This window comes from Pontibacter pamirensis (assembly GCF_010015475.1).
Taxonomy (GTDB): Bacteria; Bacteroidota; Bacteroidia; order Cytophagales; family Hymenobacteraceae; genus Pontibacter; species Pontibacter pamirensis.
Genome location: NZ_SSNI01000023.1, coordinates 68,496 through 88,287, shown reverse-complemented (window position 1 = coordinate 88,287; position 19,792 = coordinate 68,496). Strand labels below are relative to the sequence as shown.

The 19,792-nt window shown below is 45.5% G+C and carries 14 protein-coding genes; 3 read left to right on the top strand and 11 right to left on the bottom strand.

Features of this window, described 5'->3' with window-relative positions; genetic code table 11:
• Nucleotides 1–17: 17 nt before the first annotated feature.
• From E1919_RS18190 to E1919_RS18165, 6 genes are all read right to left on the bottom strand, one after another.
• On the bottom strand, nt 18–2,207 hold the full coding sequence (locus E1919_RS18190) for a hypothetical protein (protein ID WP_162054839.1): 2,190 nt from the start codon (nt 2,205–2,207) through the stop codon (nt 18–20).
• Nucleotides 2,204–2,962 carry a TolC family protein gene (locus E1919_RS18185; RefSeq protein ID WP_162054838.1) on the bottom strand — a complete coding sequence of 253 codons (759 nt, stop codon included), beginning with the start codon at nt 2,960–2,962 and terminating at the stop codon, nt 2,204–2,206. Before E1919_RS18185 ends, E1919_RS18190 begins: the two co-directional genes overlap by 4 nt.
• Nucleotides 2,962–4,131 carry a sugar transferase gene (locus tag E1919_RS18180; protein WP_162054837.1) on the bottom strand — a complete coding sequence of 390 codons (1,170 nt, stop codon included), beginning with the start codon at nt 4,129–4,131 and terminating at the stop codon, nt 2,962–2,964. The genes E1919_RS18185 and E1919_RS18180 overlap by 1 nt, the downstream gene beginning before the upstream one ends.
• 11 nt (nt 4,132–4,142) lie before the next feature.
• Nucleotides 4,143–4,520, bottom strand: a complete 378-nt coding sequence (locus E1919_RS18175; protein WP_162054836.1) for a response regulator transcription factor — start codon at nt 4,518–4,520, stop codon at nt 4,143–4,145.
• A gap of 446 nt (nt 4,521–4,966) precedes the next feature.
• Nucleotides 4,967–6,823 (bottom strand): response regulator, encoded by a 1,857-nt coding sequence (locus tag E1919_RS18170; RefSeq protein WP_162054835.1) that lies wholly within the window; start codon nt 6,821–6,823, stop codon nt 4,967–4,969.
• A 279-nt stretch (nt 6,824–7,102) separates the two neighbouring features.
• Nucleotides 7,103–9,157, bottom strand: a complete 2,055-nt coding sequence (locus E1919_RS18165; RefSeq protein ID WP_162054834.1) for an ATP-binding protein — start codon at nt 9,155–9,157, stop codon at nt 7,103–7,105.
• A gap of 607 nt (nt 9,158–9,764) precedes the next feature.
• On the opposite strand from E1919_RS18165, the gene E1919_RS18160 reads away from it, so the two are divergent.
• Nucleotides 9,765–10,949 carry a THUMP domain-containing class I SAM-dependent RNA methyltransferase gene (locus E1919_RS18160; protein ID WP_162054833.1) on the top strand — a complete coding sequence of 395 codons (1,185 nt, stop codon included), beginning with the start codon at nt 9,765–9,767 and terminating at the stop codon, nt 10,947–10,949.
• 46 nt (nt 10,950–10,995) lie between these two features.
• Here the strand turns inward: E1919_RS18160 and E1919_RS18155 are convergent, their stop codons facing one another.
• The 5 genes from E1919_RS18155 to E1919_RS18135 form a co-directional block, all read right to left on the bottom strand.
• Nucleotides 10,996–11,556 carry a sugar O-acetyltransferase gene (locus E1919_RS18155; protein ID WP_162054832.1) on the bottom strand — a complete coding sequence of 187 codons (561 nt, stop codon included), beginning with the start codon at nt 11,554–11,556 and terminating at the stop codon, nt 10,996–10,998.
• Nucleotides 11,557–11,651: 95 nt separating this feature from the next.
• A complete protein-coding gene (gene murA / locus E1919_RS18150; RefSeq protein WP_162054831.1) occupies nt 11,652–12,956 on the bottom strand; it encodes a UDP-N-acetylglucosamine 1-carboxyvinyltransferase in 1,305 nt (434 codons plus the stop codon).
• 9 nt (nt 12,957–12,965) lie between these two features.
• Nucleotides 12,966–13,631: a DUF4290 domain-containing protein gene (locus E1919_RS18145; RefSeq protein ID WP_162054830.1), complete on the bottom strand. Its 666-nt coding sequence runs from the start codon at nt 13,629–13,631 to the stop codon at nt 12,966–12,968.
• Between the two features lie 156 nt (nt 13,632–13,787).
• Entirely contained in the window at nt 13,788–14,144 is a 357-nt protein-coding gene (locus tag E1919_RS18140) for a tRNA-binding protein (RefSeq protein WP_162054829.1), read from the bottom strand.
• 162 nt (nt 14,145–14,306) lie between these two features.
• Nucleotides 14,307–16,715 carry an ABC transporter permease gene (locus tag E1919_RS18135; RefSeq protein ID WP_162054828.1) on the bottom strand — a complete coding sequence of 803 codons (2,409 nt, stop codon included), beginning with the start codon at nt 16,713–16,715 and terminating at the stop codon, nt 14,307–14,309.
• A gap of 267 nt (nt 16,716–16,982) precedes the next feature.
• Between E1919_RS18135 and E1919_RS18130 the strand changes: the two genes are divergently transcribed.
• Nucleotides 16,983–18,371 carry a sigma-54-dependent transcriptional regulator gene (locus tag E1919_RS18130; protein ID WP_162054827.1) on the top strand — a complete coding sequence of 463 codons (1,389 nt, stop codon included), beginning with the start codon at nt 16,983–16,985 and terminating at the stop codon, nt 18,369–18,371.
• On the top strand, nt 18,361–19,716 hold the full coding sequence (locus E1919_RS18125; protein WP_162054826.1) for a sensor histidine kinase: 1,356 nt from the start codon (nt 18,361–18,363) through the stop codon (nt 19,714–19,716). Before E1919_RS18130 ends, E1919_RS18125 begins: the two co-directional genes overlap by 11 nt.
• Nucleotides 19,717–19,792: the final 76 nt, after the last annotated feature.

Genomic DNA, 19,792 nt, shown 5'->3' with positions numbered 1-19,792 from the left:
AAAAGAACTATAACGTATCAGGTGTTTAACACGGCAGGTTCATTTTCCCACTTTCCCACCTGCTTCGGTGCGTCAACCGGGTTAGAAGCTACTGATCTGGCAGGCTTAACCCGCCCACCTACAAAGTCTTCCACATAATCAGGGTATACGCCATTTAATACCAACTCAATTGGTGCTTTGGTAACCTTCTGTATGTTGTCGAACATAACCCTGTCTGCATTCTCCCACGTTCTGTCTGCTTTTACAGCCACCAGAATCATATCAAGGTATTGCAGCAGCGACACCGGGTATGTTTCTTCGAGCAAGGCAGGGAACTCCACGATAATAACTGCATAGTTAAACACTCGGTTTCCGGCAAGGTCGGCCACCGTAGCGCTGGAGCTGACACCCTGCATTGGAGAGTAGAAGGAACTTGTACTACCAGTATACTCTGCTACGTGGTCTGGGCTATTGGGAAGCAGGCTCAAAGTTTTAATCCCCTTACTTGCTAACCTATTCGATAGGGAGTTACTTAAGGTACTCTTTCCTTCGCCATTGTGGCTGCTTAGCACACCTAGCACGAAAGGCCCCTGAGAGTCTTTTTTCTGCTGTATCTTTAAGAGTAGCTGTCTTACAAGCTGTTCTTCAGCCTGGTTTGCTTTATGCCTGTCTTGGGCTTTTAATGCTGCCATGTCAGGCAACACACCCATTACCGGGAAGTTCGTTTCCTTGGCTGCATATTCAGGCTTCCTGAGGGTGCCGTCTACCATATCTGCTGTGAACACACCCGCTCCTGTAAGTAGTAAAGCACCAAAGAAACCAAACAACAGTAGAAGCACCAGACTGGTACTGGAAGAACTGATAGGATAGTAAGGCGGGTCAATGACTCTTAGCTGAGATGACAGCTCAATGTTTTGCTGGCTCAGCTTACTCTTTTTCAAGCCGTCCAGCTGCGCCATGTACTCCTGTTCTGCCACCTGCACTTCTCTTCGTATCTTCCTGATTTCAGCACCTAGAGGAACTAATTTTTCATATTCTCCGCCAAGGTTTTCTTTTTGCTGGCGCAGTAAATCAAGCTGACTTTTCAATTCCTCTACCAGCACAGTGTTTCTTACATAATCATCCAGCAGCGAGGCAATAGGAGCGCCCTGAATAGAGTGGGTATTGGCATAGTAGTTATCTACTGACGCTTTTATCTTATCAGACACTTCAGCAGACTCTCTTTTCAGACGCGCAATTTTTTCAGCATTTCCGCTCTTGTCTGACATCTCAAGCTCCAGTGCCTGATTGTTTATATTAGACAGCCTCGCGCGAAGACTCATGATTTCCTGGCTTTTCAGGTTGGCAGCTCCACGCATTTTCATTGATTCTTCCACTGATTTTAATGCGGAGAATGCGCCAGCGTACTGCATCTCCAATGTGCTCAGCTTATCTAACACCTGAGATTTATTTGTAGATGTAGACGATATCTGTTGATCATAGTCAATGATGTTGTTTGTTTTGTTAAACTCGTATAACTTTTGCTCTGCTTGCTGCAGCCTGTCATATGCGCTCTGAGTTGCCTCGTCAAAATACACCATCACATCCTGATTCTGACCGGAGAAAAGCTCCTTGTTTTTGCGTGTGAACACATCAGTCATTATCTGAAGCGTATGATAACAAACTCCAGGATCGTTCGTCACATAATCCACCTGGACAAGGTCGCTGGTGCCAATGCGAAAAGGCTGTATATAGGAGAGCGCCTCTAATGAATATGCGGGGTCATAAGAATTGATCGTTTCGTAGATAATGTTGTCATTGTCGGATCTGTACAGTTTCACAATGTTTGCAGTGGTCTCTTCTACTGTGGCTCCTCTTAAGGCTGCTTTCAGCGAATCAGAGAACAGTTCGTTCAGCCGCTCATAAGTGTCTTCGCTCATCAGGGCCGGGTCATGTTGCTTCATCATCAAATGAGAAGCCAGTAAACGCATGATTACCTCTTCTTTAGTATCCCTAGACTTGATGAGTGTGATTAGGTTCTCATAGGCGCCTTCAGATCCCCTGCTGTCGGTTTCTTCCCCTGTAACTTTATAACCAGATGTAATACCGGTATAGATGATAGTTTTAGATTTATATTCTTTGTCCTGCCCCAAATTAAAGATGAAAATAGACACTACCGTTAACAAAGGGATTACCAGTAACAAAAGCCAGTTACGGCGCATTAGCTTTATAAATTCTCTGAGTGTCATTTGCCAGATATTAAGGTGTTAATGGTCATTCCTATTCTCTCCTCAAGTAGAAGTAAGTTTGTTGCATATGTGTTTTTTGCTTCCTGTAGCGCTAAGCTTGATGCGTTATAATACTCCATGGCTTCGATTTGCTCAGCTACCTGAATCTCTCCTTCCCTGAATCTTTTATCAGAAATTTCTTTGTTGATGCTGGCAGATTGGTAGGCATCCTGGTAATTCTGAAGAACTGTTCTGGAAAGGGTGAGTTGTTGGTACAAAGCGATAACTTCCTTTCTGATTTCCATTTCAGCAAGCTTACGGTTTGATTCCGCTTGTTTAAGTCCCATCTGGCGAATAGTTATTTCATTACCACGGTTTAAGATATTGAGCAAAGAAAAGCTCATACCCAGGCCCACATTCCAGTTTGAGCGTACCGGCTGACTAAATGCATTCCATTGACTTGGGGTTGTTTCTCCTGCACCAGCAAATTGAAACCAGGTTCCATAACTATAGCCAGAGTTTAAGCTAATACCGCTCAGAATGAGCCTTTTACCAATCTGTATTTCTTCACTGGCGATCCTCTTTGCAGCTTCCGTGTTTTCTATCTCTGCTGAGTGTTGAATGGCAGCATCATATAAAAGCGGGAGAGCATAATCGGAGAAAGAGAAAAATTTTTCCTGCGGACTTAATTGCTGCTCCGTTTGTACCGGATTTACCTGCGCTATTACCATAAGCACATGCATGGTGAAAAGGAGGGTAGTAATTAATTTTTTCATCAAACGTTTTCTTTTTGAAATAAAGCTGGAAGTGTTTTAAGGATTATCTGTAAGTCTTTGAAGAGCGAGTAAGTCTGCGCATATTCTATGTCCAGGGCTTTGCGTTCATCCTCAGACATGTCTTTTTTCCCGCGTTTGCTAATCTGCCAAAGACCCGTGATACCAGCCGGTGCAACAAATCTGGCAGCAAATTGATCTGTCGTTATTTTCTCAGCCTCATAGAGAGGGAGTGGGCGGTTTCCTACAATGGACATATCACCCCGGAGTACGTTGAAGAGTTGTGGTAGCTCATCTATGCTGGTGTTTCTGAGAAACAAACCGATACGCGTTACCCGCGGGTCGTTGGAGATTTTGATGAAGGCAGAGCCGAGCTGCATTTTCCGCGCTTGCTGAAATTGTTTTTCGCATATCATCTGCCCCTTCATATCCACAAGCTCATTCTGACATCCGTTTCCAGCGGCAGCGCATGTATCACATAAGGTGTTTTCCAGGTTGTAAGTCTGGCCCGAAGAAGACTGGTACTGGTTCAGCTCTTTTATAGAGTTGAGTAAATGTTCTGCATCCTGCCGCATCGAACGGAATTTCCAGAACTTGAAGATGCGATAGCCTGTGCCAACCCGATAAGAATAGTAAAAAACAGGTCCTTTGGACTCCATCTTGATTAGGAGCGCAACTACCAGAAACAGCGGTAACAGACAAATGAGGGCTGTTAAAGAAAATACAATATCAAAAAACCGTTTGCCAGTGCGGTTCCGGTAGGTTCCAGCATTTTTCTTAATATCCAAAACAGGTTCTTCTATTTGTATCGAGAAGTAGCGCAATCTGGTGAGCAGCTTCCCTCTAACTGTTGCGCGCTCAAAAATGTCGGAAACACCAGCATTTAATAGTAAAGTCTGCAGCGCAGGACTAACAGGGGCGTCTGATACCCAGAAAACGGGTTTTTGCACGCTTAAATCCTTCTTAATCGCTTTTATCAAGTTGAGGCCCAATTGTGAAGACGGGTTAACCAAGCTAAAAATAATAGCGTCAAAAGCTTCTCCTTTCGACAGCCACGTGAGGAAATGAGATGGATTATCGAAGCCTTGAACCTCTAGATCGTTCTTTAATTCCCTACTGAAGCTGTCAATTTCTTCAGTGTCAGTTGTCAGGTACAGAACTTTTCTAACCATGGCAAAGATTTCTAAATCTTAACTCTTTTAAGCATATTCTTTAGCCTGATATCAAGTTCTTCCGGATTGAAAGGCTTAACCATATAATCGTCGGCTCCATTCTTGAGGCAAAGAATTTTGTTGTTGGTGTCATCTTTTCCTGATAACATGACCAGGGGGATGTCTTTATATAAGGTACTGGAACGGAGCTGCATTATAAATTCAAGCCCGTTCATATAGGGCATATCGTAATCTGCTACTATACCATCTGTAAAGTGACCATCCTGCAGCCACAGCATGGCAGCATGTCCATTTTCTTTTACTACCACTTCGTATTCTTTTGAGAAGAAGTGTTCTAGAATTAAGCCTATAGATGGTTCATCGTCAACTATCAGTAATCGTTTTTTCATAATAAAAGGTATTTAATTGCCTTAAAGATGATATCTATAAAGCAACTTTAAATAGTTATATATATAGATTCATTAGTATTATTAAATATACTTTATTTTATCTTTATATATTTATATTTATGTTGATTCCCATGCTTGGATATGTTATTTCTTTGCCGGGAAATTTTTTCATTGATGCTATACGTACTTATCGACTTGGAAAAAGGTTTTTAAAATAAGACAGGCTACTCCAGAACCTTACAAATCGCATAAGTTTTAAGAAGTTCTTTTGTTGAAACTTAATTAAGTGAAAAAAGGCCACAGCAATTTCTAAACCTGAAAATCATGCACATAATTGATTAAGTACTTTTTCTGTTCGCGAAGCCAGATTGTAATTTTGTTATTTTTATGCCTTTTGACTCAGCGCTGTCGTAAGGTGTTTGAGATCAATCATAAATTTATTACTGTTAAATGTGTAGCTGATTTGAAAAAACCCTTATCACTTTATTAACTTCTTCACGCACAATTTGCATTAGACGTAACATTTCATCCATTTTCGTTTTACTATTAGCATGTTCTTCTATCCTTTTCACAGCTTCTGTAGCTATCATAATCTTAATGTTTCCAAATGTGGACTTCAGCTTATGCGCAATGTGGGCTGCAGTACTAAGTTCCTTTCTTTCAATAGCTTCTTCTAACTCGTCCAGCTGCAGGGGAACGGTTTCAACAAACATTTGCTGCATCCTCCGGATAAAAAGTGCATCGTCCTTAAGATTGCCCAGGCCAGAGAAATCATATAAAGTTGATTCCTCATTTGGAGCCTTATGCGGTGTTGGGTTCTGAGGTGCTGTTTTGCGGCCAGCGTAGCATGCAATAATTTGCAGCAGCTTTGATTCAGGGTAAGGCTTCAGCATACAATCTGTAAAGCCATAGTACTTGTAGCGATCCTCATCAATCTCATGAAAATCAGCTGTGAGCGCTATAATAGGGGTATATTCATTCAGGCTTTGTTTATTTCGAATTTCATAAGTGGCTTTGATGCCGTCGAGCTTTGGCATCTGTATGTCCATGAGAATCAAATCATACTTCGTTTCGTTGGCCTTTACCAGGGCTTGCTCACCGTTATAGGCTATGTCAGTGTCTATGCCGAATGGCTTTAGTTGAGATGTTAACAGCAGCTCATTTAGGTGGTTATCTTCTGCTATTAAAATTCTAAGCCCGTTCAGCTGGTCGGATTTTGTATGAGACGCTACTTTATTTAAAGAACTGTCACTTTTAGAAAGGGTATAGGGGATACTAAAGTAAAAACAATTACCCTGACCAGGTTTATTTTCCAGCCATAACTTTCCTTTCTGCAGTTCAAGCAGCTTCTTAGCGATAGTTAGTCCTAGTCCTGTGCCGTTATAGAGTTGGTTAAGAATACTTTGTTCTTCTATTAATGTATCATGTACTGTTTTGAAATTAGCAGCACTAAAGCCAACATCCGTTTCCTTTAAACAGCAGGATATATGAAGCATGTCATCTGAAATTTCAAGACGCTCTACCGAGACGGTCATTTCGCCATGCCTCATGTATTTGATGGCGTTGTTAATCAGTTTAATCAAGACCTGGCTTAAAAGAAAAGGATCCCCTTCCACCATTGGTATTTTTTCCACCGTTTCGTTATAATGGATTTTCACACCTTGCTCCTTGCAGGCCACTGCCCGCACCGTCTCACCGATAACAGTTGAAATTTCGAAAGGTACAGTGACAGTCTTCACTTCACCTGCCTCCAATTTTGCAACTTCCAGTAGTTCGCTTGGAGGTACTAACAAGTTATCAGCAATGGAAGTGATGGTATCCAGGTACCCTTCCTGGTCCTTATTAAGTAAGCTCTTTTTCATTAGCTTTACGATGCCTGAAATAGCGCTCACAGATATACTAATCTCATTGCTTAAACTGGCAAGAAAACTCTCCTTCGACCTGGCGGATTCTTCTGCCGCCTGCACTGCACTTTTCAGCAAAGTGATATCTGATGAAACAGATAATAAGTAGCGTGTGCCGTCAGGCTGAGTGAATGTTTTTTTTATGGTATTAAACCATTTTTTTTCGCCGTTTTTTAGTTTATATAACTCCTCGATGCTTAATGCCTCATTTTTCCTGAGCAGTTCAAGATCCCTTTCGTAAGAGTAATCAAAAAAATTGGTATCCTTTGTCAGCATTTCTTCTACAGTAAGGCCATGTAAGTCTGCATAGGCAGCATTAGCAAGTACGAACTTGCCATGTTCATTTTTAACATAGGTGGGGTTGGGGTCGGTTTGAATAACCTGCTTGGCGAATTCCATTTTTGATTCTTAAGCTTGTTTTGTGGTATAAGTATCTTATGAGATTCCTTTAAAGGCTAATATGAGTGAAGCAGGTTACTTGCCTATAGCATCCTGCCCCAGTGACAAAAAATAATAGAAGGTGTATCAGTGTTGTTATACATCGCTATTCCCCAAATGTTCGCTGGAAAGCATAACAGGAGTGTAACAGTAAGTTGCTTCTACACTCCTTGTGCAAAAATCAGGACCTTTAACACGATTTATTTGAGACTTCTACAAGAGGGCATTCTAAGGGTAATGCTAATAGCACATCGGCTGCAAATGCTTCAGCATTTTATCTTGCAGTTCCTGCGGTGCAAATGGTTTTGTGATGTAATCATTGCCGCCAAGGGCTAGTATTATTTTCTTTTCATCTTCACAGGCATTGGCAGTCAGGGCGATGATAGGCAAGGTGTAGCCAAGGCTTCGTATTTCCGCCATAGCTTCAAACCCATTCATAACAGGCATATGCAGGTCCATTAAAACAAGATCATAAGCAGTTGTCTTCATTTTTTCAATTGCGGCAAAGCCATCTCCCGCAGTGTCTACTTCTGCCTGCCAACTAATGAGAAGTTTGCTGGCCACCATGTTATTGAAGATATTATCGTCTATCACCAGAACTTTTGCGTCTTTTAAGGTAGATGCTGACTTTTGTGCCGGTTCTATTGCCTTTAGGGACTCAAGGGATATATCCGGTTTCAGGAAACGTAGCCGCACAGCAAATTCTGAGCCTGCTCCCGGCGTGCTAATAAGGTGAATACTTCCGTTTTGCAGTTCTACAATTTTCTTAGTGATGGCCAGGCCCAATCCACTGCCACCGTACTGGCGGTGTGTCGCCGCACTGGCTTGCACAAAGCTTTCAAAAATTTTCTGCTGTTTGTCTACAGGTATGCCTACACCGGTATCCGTTACCATGAATTCCAGTACCCAATCATCGTTTGACTGATACACAACCTCTACAGATAGCGTAACACTTCCAGAGATTGTGAACTTAATGGCGTTGCTTATCAGGTTGTTCAGGATTTGTGTCAGCCTTGCCGGATCTCCCGCAACTTCAGATGGTGTGTCTTCACCCAAATTCAACACGAGATTCAGGTGTTTTTCCGAGGCTCGTGTGGAAAGTGCTCGGATTATTTTTTTTAATAAGTCTGTTAATTGAAAGTTAACCTTCTCAAGTTCAATTTTGCCGGCTTCAATTCTTGAAAAATCAAGGGTATTGTTGATCAGTGTCAGCATGTTTTGCGAAGAGAAGTGGATGGACTGGAGGTTCTCTTTGTGCTCCTGAGCCACGTTCTCTTCTTGTAGAAGCAGGTACGTATGTCCCATGATGGCATTTAAAGGGGTACGAATTTCGTGGCTCATCAGCGAGACAAACTCTGATTTTGCTTTTGTGCTTTGTTCAGCCTTTTCTTTTTCTGCTAAGAGCTGCATTTGAGTCTCTATGCAATCCGTCACATCCTGCAAGGTGCCTATAACTTTCAACAGCCTGTTATCTTTGTAAACCGGCTTCATTATAACTCTAACCCAGGTGTTTTCCTGCAAATGCCCTAAACGGGTAACGCAGTTTAACGCTTTCCCATTACTTAAAGCCTGGCTCCAGCCATGAGTAAGTTTGGGTCGGTCCTCCTCAATAAAATACTGAAGAAAGGAAAGAAAGCTGCTTACTGTTTTTTTTGTCGGGATCCTCAGCAGCGTATACACAAAATCAGTGCAGAAAAAGTTATGTGCTTCTACAGTATACTCCCAACTGCCGATTCTGGCGATCTGCTCAGTTTCTGCCAGTAGTGCTCCCGCTTCACTGTGTTTAGGTTTGGACGTTTCTTCTGCTTTTAGTCTGTGAGGCTCGACAGTTTTTCTATCCTTGTCACGTTGTGTGTAAATGCCTGTTCTAAGCCTTTGATCCTTTTTTCTGGTATCGTGCAAACTACCCGCACCGGCACTTTTCTCGTCAGACGCTTTCAAAGGAAACAGGTGGTTGAACTTTACATTAGCGCCTTTGCTTATTGCTGTGTTAAAGCTTGAATCAAAAGACATAGTCTCATCTGTGTCACTTTCTTTAACAGCCTTCATATTACCTACGCCCGTTGATAGTGAGCGGCTAGAGGCAGTGTCTTTTGTGGTAAAACCGAGGATTAGTTTAAGCCACTGCTTGCAGTAGGCAGCAAAGCATTTGATCCGAACAGAAGGAGAGGTGATCTCAGAAGGTAGTTCTATTGCGTTATGATGATTCCGCTCACTACCAGGTTCACCTATTTTATGAGATAGAGACTTCTTTATATGTGAAGATTCCTCTATAGGGAGAGTTATTATTTTCATAGACAGGTTATGCATGGATACGGCTGTAGCCTTACCTCAAGCCTAATTACTACCTAATCCTAGTTTTTGTTACTTATTACCAGAGGTGTTATTAATATTATAATATATAGATTTTCTTATTTTGGCTATGTTATTCCTATGCGTCTTTATCGCTGTTTTATGCTTCAGGAAGCTGAAAGAGACAAAATTGCTTCAATCTTGCTTTAGTTTGTAGATTATCTTTTTAATTTGTTTAGCAGATGTTATATCCTGTTGCATTAGCACTGGCAAATAACTTTTATATGCAAAAGAGCGGTTTAACATGGCTTTCTTTGCGTTTACCTTACTATTCGATCGCTTCTCAGAGGATAAGAATTTACCTTCGGTCATCCGACAGCACTCTCAGAAGGTGTTGCCGCTGAAATAAGTATATCTATAAAAATCAGTCGGTTTACCGAAATCATTGAAAACAACATGGATAGTTTGATTGCTGCTTAAACGGGTACAGTAGTGTCTTTTTGCCGCTCAATCGTTCTTTCTCTCCTGGTTGTTCGAGCTGCACCTATGCTTCCTAATTCGGAACTCGTACATCTATACTATATCTTTGTAGGCATATAAAACATAGATCATGGCGAAGGCAAAACCAAACGGCAATTTTAATATAACGGTTACTACATTAGCAGGCTTAGAGGAAGTACTGGCAGAAGAGCTCCGCTCCCTGGACATGGAATACATCAAAGTAGGGACACGCGCAGTGACTTGCTCTGGTAATCTCCGGCAGCTGTATGAGGCTAATTTGTGGTGCCGTACCGCCATTCGGGTGCTAAAGCCATTTCGCAACTTTAAGGCCCGCGATGAGAAGGATTTGTATGAACAGGTGCAGAAAATAGATTGGTCTCAGTACCTGAACCTGGACCAGACGTTCGCTATCAGTGCCGCCGTAAGTCATTCTACCTTTGAGCACTCGCTGTATGTAGCGCAATTAACAAAAGACGCTATCGTGGACCAGTTCCGAAAGGCTACTGGCAAGCGTCCATCCGTAGATAAGGTTCATGCAGATGTACGCTTTAACCTGCACATGCACGAGAACATGGTCACCATGTCTATGGATTCATCCGGTGATTCATTGCACCGCCGCGGATACCGCCTGCAGACCAACGTTGCGCCCCTGAACGAGGTGCTGGCAGCCGGCATTATTAAGCTAACAGGCTGGGACAAAAAATCCCCGTTTATAGATCCTATGTGCGGCTCTGGTACATTTCTGATAGAAGCTGCCATGATGGCGCAGAATATAGCTCCCGGCCTTTACCGCCGCGACCCCTATGGCTTTGAGAGCTGGAAGGACTATGATGCCGGTCTGTTTGAAATGCTTTGGAAAACGGCGGAAGCGAAAGCCAGCTTTGACCCCAAAGCAACTATCATGGGCTATGATATTGACCCGGATTATGTGCAGGCGGCACAGAATAATATAGAAAATGCTGGTCTGGAGAATGTCATTAAAGTAGAGGAGGCTGACTTTTTTAAGACAGAGGCACCAGCTGCGCCAGGAGTGGTGGTGATGAATCCGCCGTATAACGAACGTATCGTTTCAGAAGACATCGAATTACTTTACAAAAACATTGGCGATGCACTGAAGAACAATTATCAAGGCTATGATGCCTTTGTGTTCACAGGAAATTTGGAGGCTGCCAAGAATGTAGGTTTGCGTGCCTCCCGCCGTACTCCTTTATACAATGGCCCCATCGATTGCCGTTTACTAAAGTATGAACTTTACAGAGGAAGCCGCAGGAGCGGAGCAGAGAATAATGCATAGGCCTCAATAAAGATGAAATATATCCACCGTTGAGGGTCAACAAGCGTTATGTTGGTAGTTCTCTGATGATACGGCATGGATTGCCAGCGGCAAATACATAAGGCGGCACATCTTTTGTAACCACGCTGCCTGCACCAATGGTGGTGTTGACACCAATGGTTACACCGGGGCAGACAATGGTGCCGCCTCCCAGCCAGACGTTATTGCCGATGGTGATAGGGTATGCCAACTCGGGACCCTTGATGCGCTCTGAAGCCAGAAGCGGATGCGTGGCAGTGTAGATTTGAACGTTAGGACCAAACTGTACATTATCGCCAATTTTAACTGTGGCACAGTCTAGCACCACGCAATTAAAGTTCATGTAGAGGTTATCACCAGCGTGAATGTGGCAGCCATAGTCGCAGTAGAAGGGGGGCTGGATCTCTGCGTTCTGCCCGACCTGCCCGAACATCTGGCTAATTAACTCACGGCGCTTGTCTGTCTGCCCAAAAGGAAGAGCATTGTACTGCGCCAGGAGGGTACGTGCTTTTACACGCATCTCTGTTAGCTGTGGATCTGCGGCAACATAAAGTTCTCCGCTCAGCATTTTTTCAAGTTCAGATGGCATAGCATTTCAGCATGTTGGTTGCATAAACATACGTGTAAAACAAAAGGAGCACCAAGACCGGTGCTCCTTTTGTTTTACTATTAAGTGATAAGACTTTAAATTCTTCTAATCTGTGCGCCAATAGCATTCAAGCGGCCATCAATGTTCTGATAGCCACGGTCAATCTGCTCCACGTTATCGATGATGCTGCGTCCTTCTGCTGAAAGGGCGGCAATAAGTAGCGCTACACCGGCACGAATGTCAGGAGAAGTCATCCGGATGCCACGAAGCGGTATCTGGTTGTTCTGGCCGATGACAGTGGCTCTGTGCGGGTCGCAGAGAATAATCTGAGCACCCATGTCAATGAGTTTATCTACAAAGAACAGGCGGCTCTCAAACATCTTCTGGTGAATGAGCACAGTGCCTTTGGCCTGTGTGGCTGTTACCAGCGCTACACTCAGCAAGTCAGGGGTAAGGCCGGGCCAGGTGTGGTCAGATATATTCAGGATACTGCCATCAATATATGTGTCCACCTCATAATGGTCCTGCTCCGGAATATAGATGTCGTCACCGCGGAACTCCATCTTTACGCCCAGGCGCTGGAAAGTCTCAGGAATAAGGCCTAATTCCGGAATTCTGCAGTTCTTAATTGTTATCTCAGAGGCCGTCATGGCTGCCAGCCCCATAAAAGAACCAATCTCAATCATGTCGGGCAACATCACGTGCTCAGTGCCCTGAAGTTTCTCCACACCATCAATCACAAGAAGGTTAGAACCAACGCCATTTATTTTCGCGCCCATGCGAATCAGCATCCGGCAGAGCTGTTGTATATAAGGCTCGCAGGCAGCGTTGTAGATGGTAGTGGTGCCCTCCGCTAAAACAGCTCCCATCAGGATGTTGGCTGTACCGGTTACAGATGCTTCGTCGAGCAGCATGTAAGCGCCTTTTAGGCGGTCGGCAGTGGCGCTGTAAAAAATATCCGGCGTGTCATAGTTAAAGCGCGCGCCCAGTTTCTCGAGACCTGCGAAGTGCGTATCAAGGCGGCGGCGACCGATTTTGTCTCCACCCGGCTTCGGCATTTTAGCCTGGCCAAAGCGCGCTAGTAAAGGTCCCACAATCATGACAGAGCCACGAATAGAACGTCCTAACTCCACAAACTGCTCTGACTCCAGGTAATCAAGGTTGATGTCGTCAGCACGGAAGAGGTACGTGTCCGGAGCCAATTGCTCCACATGCACTCCTAAGTCGCGCAGCAGTTCTATCAGTTTATTTACGTCCCGGATGTCAGGGATATTAGAAATGGTGACAGGTTCTGCGGTGAGCAATACTGCACATAGTATCTGGAGCGCTTCGTTTTTCGCTCCCTGTGGGTATATATCGCCTTTTAGTTTGTTTCCGCCAATTACTTCAAATGAAGCCATTTAGTATATTTATTTATTTCTTTGATTAGAAGAGGATCTTGTATTTTTTCGGCCACGGTTGTTATCGCCACGGCTTTGTTGCTGGCTGCGCTGGTTTTGGTTATCCTGCTGTGGTCTTACATTTGACTCGAACAGGTTATTCTTTTCAATATAGCTCAGGTCCATGTTTAGCTTGCCTTTTGACAGCTGGCGGATATCGCTTAAAATGACACCGTCTGTAATACTGTCTTTATTGTAAGACCTGTACAGCGTCTTCATCAGTTTACCAATAGAGATGATAGCCGCTTCACGTTCCTGCTCATCTTCCAGTTCTGTTGCACGCTCCACCAGCAGCTCAACATTCTTGCCGTAGTGCTTGTAGCTGGGTGTGTCGAGCGGGTATTCGATTTTCTGGGGCTTGTCGTTCAGGTACTCCATAGCGCTGAGCCTGTAAGGCGCATCAACGTCCAGTGTGGAACCAGACATCACATACAGGTGGTTCCAAAGCTTTTGCTGGTAATCCTGTGCCTCGCGCAGCTGAGGGTTCAGCTTAGCCATCAGGTTAATGAGCAGTTGTGAGAGACGTGTGCGTTCGGCACGATCCTCAACTTTTGTGATATAGTTTACCAGATCCTGCACATTACGGCCGTATTCACGCAGCAACAGGTCTTGTTTAAAAGTGGTACTAGCTTCCATTATCTCTTTTATATGGATTCAAAATTAGAAATTTGAGCGCACAATGGCTCAAAGCTTAAGGAAAAATCTTTCCATACCTCCCGGTTTAGGTGTACGAAAGTTTAGAATAGTAAGATCAGGTTTCTCTCGTATTCCATTTGTGCTATACGGAAGCCCTTACTTTAGTTTGGCACCGTTTGGTACAAGGGTTGCCGGTTGCGCCAGCACTATATCGCCGTTCTCGTTTTCAAAACCTGTCACCAGCACCTCTGACATGAATTTGCCAATCTGCTTTTTACCCAGATTCGTCACACAAATCACCTGCCGGCCAATTAGTTCTTCCCGCTTATACAAAGCCGTAACCTGTGCGCTGGATTTCTTTACCCCTATAGGACCAAGGTCAACAAGTAGCTGATAGGCAGGGCGACGAGCCTCCGGAAAGTCACTGGCCTCTACTATGGTGCCTACGCGAAGGTCTGTCTGTTCAAAGTGCTGCCACGATATTATGTCTGGCTGTTCAGGCTGTGTATGCATTAAAACAACGCGCTGTGTATAGATGATGTTATAAAATAAAGTACAATATAAAGCTTTATTCCAAACATTGTATACTGTGCCGGAACTTGCGCCCTATACATACGGGTAAAGCCGCTTCATGTAGAGCGACTTTAACTGTATGGAAGAACAATTGTCGATGTTTTACTCGCTTTTCAAAGAAATAACAGGGTTAGCCAGTGCTGCCTGAACAGCTTTCGTGCTCATTGTGAGGAGCGCAATCAAAAGCGTGGCAATACCGGCAAGTACAAAAGGCCAGTACCCTATGCTCACGCGGTAGGTGAAATCCTCCAGCCACAGACTGATGATGTAGTAGGCAATAGGAGCGGCCAGCACAAACGCAATCAGCACCAGTTTGATAAACTCTTTCGAGAAAAGCACTGCAATATTAAATATGGACGCCCCCATGACTTTGCGTATGCCCACTTCTTTGGTTCGCTGCGCCGCCATGAAGGCCACCAAACCATACAGCCCCAGGCAGCCGATAAAAATAGCAATAAAAGAGAAAACCTTAAACAGCTTGTTCTGCCTTGCCTCATCGCGGTAAAAATCAGCGATTGTTTCATCCAGGAACTCATAATTGAACACGTCATCCGGATAGGCCATTCCCCACACTTTCTCAAGGTGGCTGAGCGCTTCCTGCTTCTGATTCATGTCTATCTTAGCAGAAAGAAAAAGGTAATGTTCAGGATTGGCAAGCAGTATGCTGGGGTCAATAGGGACATGCAGCGAGTTCTGGTGAAAATCCTCCACTACTCCAACAATGGGCGCTTTAAACGCGCCACCGCCAAGCGTGATGGTTTTACCGATGGCATCTGCTGCACTTTCTATCCCTAGCTTGCGTCGCATGGTTTCGTTGATGAGCACAGCAGCTGAGTCACTGTTTGTGTAGGCACGGCCTTCAGCCAATTGAATATCATATAAGTCCAGATAACTTCCGTCCGCATACTTCATGTTCGCCCCAAATGAAGCATCTTCGCTGGAGTTGTTGAAGGAGAAGTTAGAGCCAAAGGTAAAATTACCAGAGGGTGGCGTACCTGCAAAGCTCACCTGGCGCACGGCAGGGTTGCTGAGCAGTTCCTCCCGCAGTGGTATCAATTTCTGCCCCGCCTGGTTCGGCAGGAAAACCGTTACCACAGCATCTTTATCGAAACCCAGCGGTTTGCTTCTGAAGTACTGCATTTGCTCGTTTACCAGGACGGTGCAAATAATGAGCACCTGGCAGATAGTGAACTGCAGCACTACGAGCCCCTGGCGTATCGGCAGACCAGCCACCTGCTGCGTGTTAATCCTGCTTTTGAGGGCTGCAATGGGCTGGAAGTGTGCCAGTATCATAGCCGGGTATAAGCCTGCAAACAAAGTTACCAGCAACACTTCCGCCGCCAGGAACAGCAGCAGCACCGGGTCTTGCAGAATGCTGAAGTTTATCTTCAACTCCATCAGTTCGTTGAGGTAGGGCAGGGCCAGTTCAACTAATATAATAGAGAAAAATGTTGCCAGCAGCGTAATAAGAAATGTTTCGCCGATGAACTGCAATACCAGCTGCCCTTTGCTGCTGCCCAGCACCTTCCGCACACCTACTTCTTTTGCCCGCTTCATGGCCTGTGCCGTCGCTAAGTTCACGAAGTTAATACACGCTACCAGGACCAGGAATATGCCTATGATCGCCATAGACCAGATGATCTCCTTTGTGATGGTGCGCTGACCATAGTTGCCATAGTCCGGGTTAAAGTGCAGGTCGCTCAGTGGCTGTAGGTTAAATGTTTCTGTTCCCCGTCTGTCCTCTTTCCTGTGTCTGTCAACAAATGCGCTTAATTCTGCAGCTTTGGTTTCCGGCGATGCTCCTTCCGGAAGCAGCACATACAGCTGGTGGTTGCTGTGCAGCATATCAAAACTATTTAAATCCAGCTTGCTGTAGTTCTTGTAAGACGCGTAGGAAATAAACATCACAAACGGAAAGTCTGTGTTAGAAGGTGGGTCTGGTATAACAGAGGTCACCTTCAGATTGAGGATATTGTTGAACCTGATTACCTTACCGAGGGCGTTCCTGTCCGGAAAGTATTTATCGGCGGTGCTTTGCGTGAGCACCACATTATTTGGTTCTGCCAATCCGGGACGGGGATCAGTGGCACCAAATTCATAGTCAAACAAGTCAAAGAACTCTGGCTCCACAAACGCTAGCGGGTTGTCCTCCAGTAAGCGTTTCGGAGCCTCACCATTATCACTGAGGATGTTGATTTGGGCAGTTTCCTCTCCATACAGCTGTGTGAGGTTTTCCAGACCCTGCTTCCCGTTGCTGCGGATGAGCGTGGCAATCGGGAAGCGGATACCTGTATGTTTCTCCACCCCATCTCCATGACCGTAGTTTGTGTTCATACGGTAAATGCGATCTGCCTTGCTGTGAAAGGTGTCGTAACTCAACTCATACTTTATCACCAGAAAGAGCAGGATGCTGCAGGTAATGCCGAGCGTAAGGCCGGCAATGTTCAGAAGGCTGTAGCTCTTGTTGCGCAGCAGCGATCGGAAAGCTGTGAGAAAATATAGCTTTAGCATAGTTTTAAGTTAGGTGGTAAGAACAGCATATGGAAGTATTGATTTTAATTTTTCTTTTACCAAGCCTGTGCCAAAGCCACAAAACCTCTTTTACTCCCCGATTTGGCTTCTTACCGAATGTAGCAGTGTCCAGGAGTGGACATATTTCGTCCATGTATGGACACCTGATATTCCTAATTTGTAAGGAATCCTTTAAATTAAGGCAATATCATACTGGCACAATATTTCGCTATCTGTTTTGCTGAAACCCAAGCCACATAACCGCTCATGGAAGAACAAAATTTAGGTCGTATACTCGTGATTGATGACAATGAGGATGTGCTGTTCTCTGCTAAAATGCTCCTGCGCAAGCACGCTAAAGAGGTGGTAATGGAGAAAAACCCGAAGAAGATCCCGTTTCTTGTCTCCAACGAGGACTTTGATCTGATCCTGTTGGACATGAACTTCAGCCAGGACATTACGAGCGGGCAGGAGGGGTATTACTGGCTGAAGGAGATACTGAAGTATGACCCCTCGGCAGTCGTGATCATGATTACCGCCTACGGTGATGTGGAGATGGCGGTAAGGGCGCTGAAAGAAGGCGCCACCGACTTTGTGCTGAAGCCATGGCAGAACGAAAAGCTGTTGGCTACACTGTCAGCTGCGGCCAGGCTGCGCAACTCCTATAGAGAGGTAAACCAGCTGAAGGAAGTAAACCGCACGCTCACGACGCAGTTAAACTCGCCGCAGAACATTATCCAGGGCCTGAGTGCCTCCATGCGCCAACTCTTTTCCATTATTGATAAAGTAGCCAGAACAGACGCTGACATTCTGCTGCTGGGCGAGAACGGAACCGGTAAGGAAGTGATTGCCCGTACTATCCACCAGCGCTCTTCGCGTGCCGATAAAGTATTTGTAACTGTAGACATGGGCGCCGTAACAGAGTCGCTTTTTGAAAGTGAGCTGTTCGGCCATAAAAAGGGCGCCTTTACTGATGCCAAAGAAGATAGGATAGGGCGGATAGAGGCGGCTAACGGTGGAACGCTTTTCCTGGATGAAATCGGGAACCTGTCGCTGGCCATGCAGGCCAAGTTGCTGACGGTACTGCAGCGCCGCGAGGTAATACGGGTAGGCACAAACAAACCCATTTCAGTAAACGTGCGCCTGATTAGTGCCACCAATATGCCGCTGAAAGAAATGGTGCAGCGGAATGAGTTCCGGCAGGATTTGATGTACCGTATCAATACAGTAGAACTCAACCTGCCTCCACTGCGTGATCGCCTGGATGATATACCGCTGTTTGCGGAGCATTTCCTGGCGGAATACGCGCAGAAGTACAGGCAACCGGTAAAGCGCCTTTCTGATTCCGGACTGGCACGCCTGCGTCGTTACAGCTGGCCAGGTAACGTGCGGGAGCTACAGCATGCCTTGGAGCGAGCCTCCATTATGAGCGAAAACCGGGAACTGCAGGCTGACGATTTCTTCTTTTTAGCTGAGTCAGAACCTGCCCCTGCGGCAACACAATTGGAGGCGTCGAGCCTGGACCTGGATGAGCTGGAGCGTGAGGCGGTGAAACGGGCCCTGCAAAAGCACGATGGCAACATTTCAAAGGCCGCAAAAGAGTTAGGCCTATCGCGCGGTGCCCTGTATCGAAGACTGGAAAAGTATGAGCTTTAAAAATTATAAGCTGCAGTTACTCCTGCGCATACTTCTGCTGGCTGTTTCCATTTATGCCTTTTCGAGAGTAGGTTTCAATCCTGATTATCGTAGCACCCTTATTGGCCTAGCTGTGTTCATCCTACTGCAGATAGGGTTGCTGATCCGGCTCTATGATCGCACGAACAAGTTCTTTCTCCGCTTTCTGAACTCCATCAAGTATGATGATTTTACAGAGCAGTTTTATATTAGCGGAGAGGGCAAAACGCTGCGGGAGCTGTCGCTGCGCCTGAATGAGGTGATGGATAAGTTCCGGGAGGTACGGGCAGAGAAGGAGGCGCACATGCAGTACTTCGAAGTGATTGTGCAGCATATCGGCATCGGCATTATTACGCTTAAACCAGACGGCTCTATACTATTACTGAACAACGCGGCAAAAAAGCTGCTGAAAGTGGGCCAGCTGCGGCATGTGCAGGAACTTAAAGCCGTGAGCCCTGAACTGGCTTTGGGCCTGCAGCAGTTGGAGAATGGCGAGAAAGTGCTGGTGCCTGTGCGGCAGGAGGCTGAGCAGGCAAACCTGTCGGTGCACGTGATAGAGCTATCGGTGCTGGGGGAACGTATACGCCTGGCCTCGCTGCAGAATATTCAGAGTGAGCTGGAGGAGAAGGAGATGGAGGCATGGCACAACCTAATCAAGGTGCTGACCCATGAAATCATGAATTCTGTTACCCCCATTGCTTCACTGTCGGCAAGCGCCTATGAGGAAGTAAATAGTTATACAGACACAGCAGCTGAGGAGGTGACGCTGCTGCGCGAAGAGCTGGCGGATATCGGGCAGTGCCTGCAGACCATCAACCGCCGGTCAGATGGGCTTATTTATTTTGTAAACGACTTCCGCAACCTGACAACTATCTCCGTGCCGCAGCTAACACATTTTAATGTAACGGAGCTGCTGCAGGAAATAAAGATGCTGCTGCGCGGGCAATTTACCGCAAAACACGTAGCACTGCAGCTGGAGGTGCCGCCTGAAGGTCTGATTCTGTCTGCTGACAGAGCCATGATAGAGCAGGTGCTGATTAATCTCGTGAAAAATGCCATGGAGGCAGTGCAGGACCAACCGGAGGGCAAGGTGCTTGTACGCGCTTACCACGACGAGCGAAGCCGCATCAGCATAGAAGTGATAGACAATGGACACGGCATGACGTCCGAAGCCATGGCGAAAATATTCATTCCTTTTTTCACGACAAAAAAGTCAGGCTCTGGTATCGGCTTAAGCCTTTCGCGGCAAATCATGCGCCTGCACAAGGGAACGATATCAGTGCAGTCTGAACTGGAGAAAGGCACTACCTTTATATTGCGGTTTTAGACCACTCCGGAAGGTTTGCTGTTAAATGCTGCTCTTCCCCGTATAACCTGCTTCAACTGCTACAACCTTTCAAGGC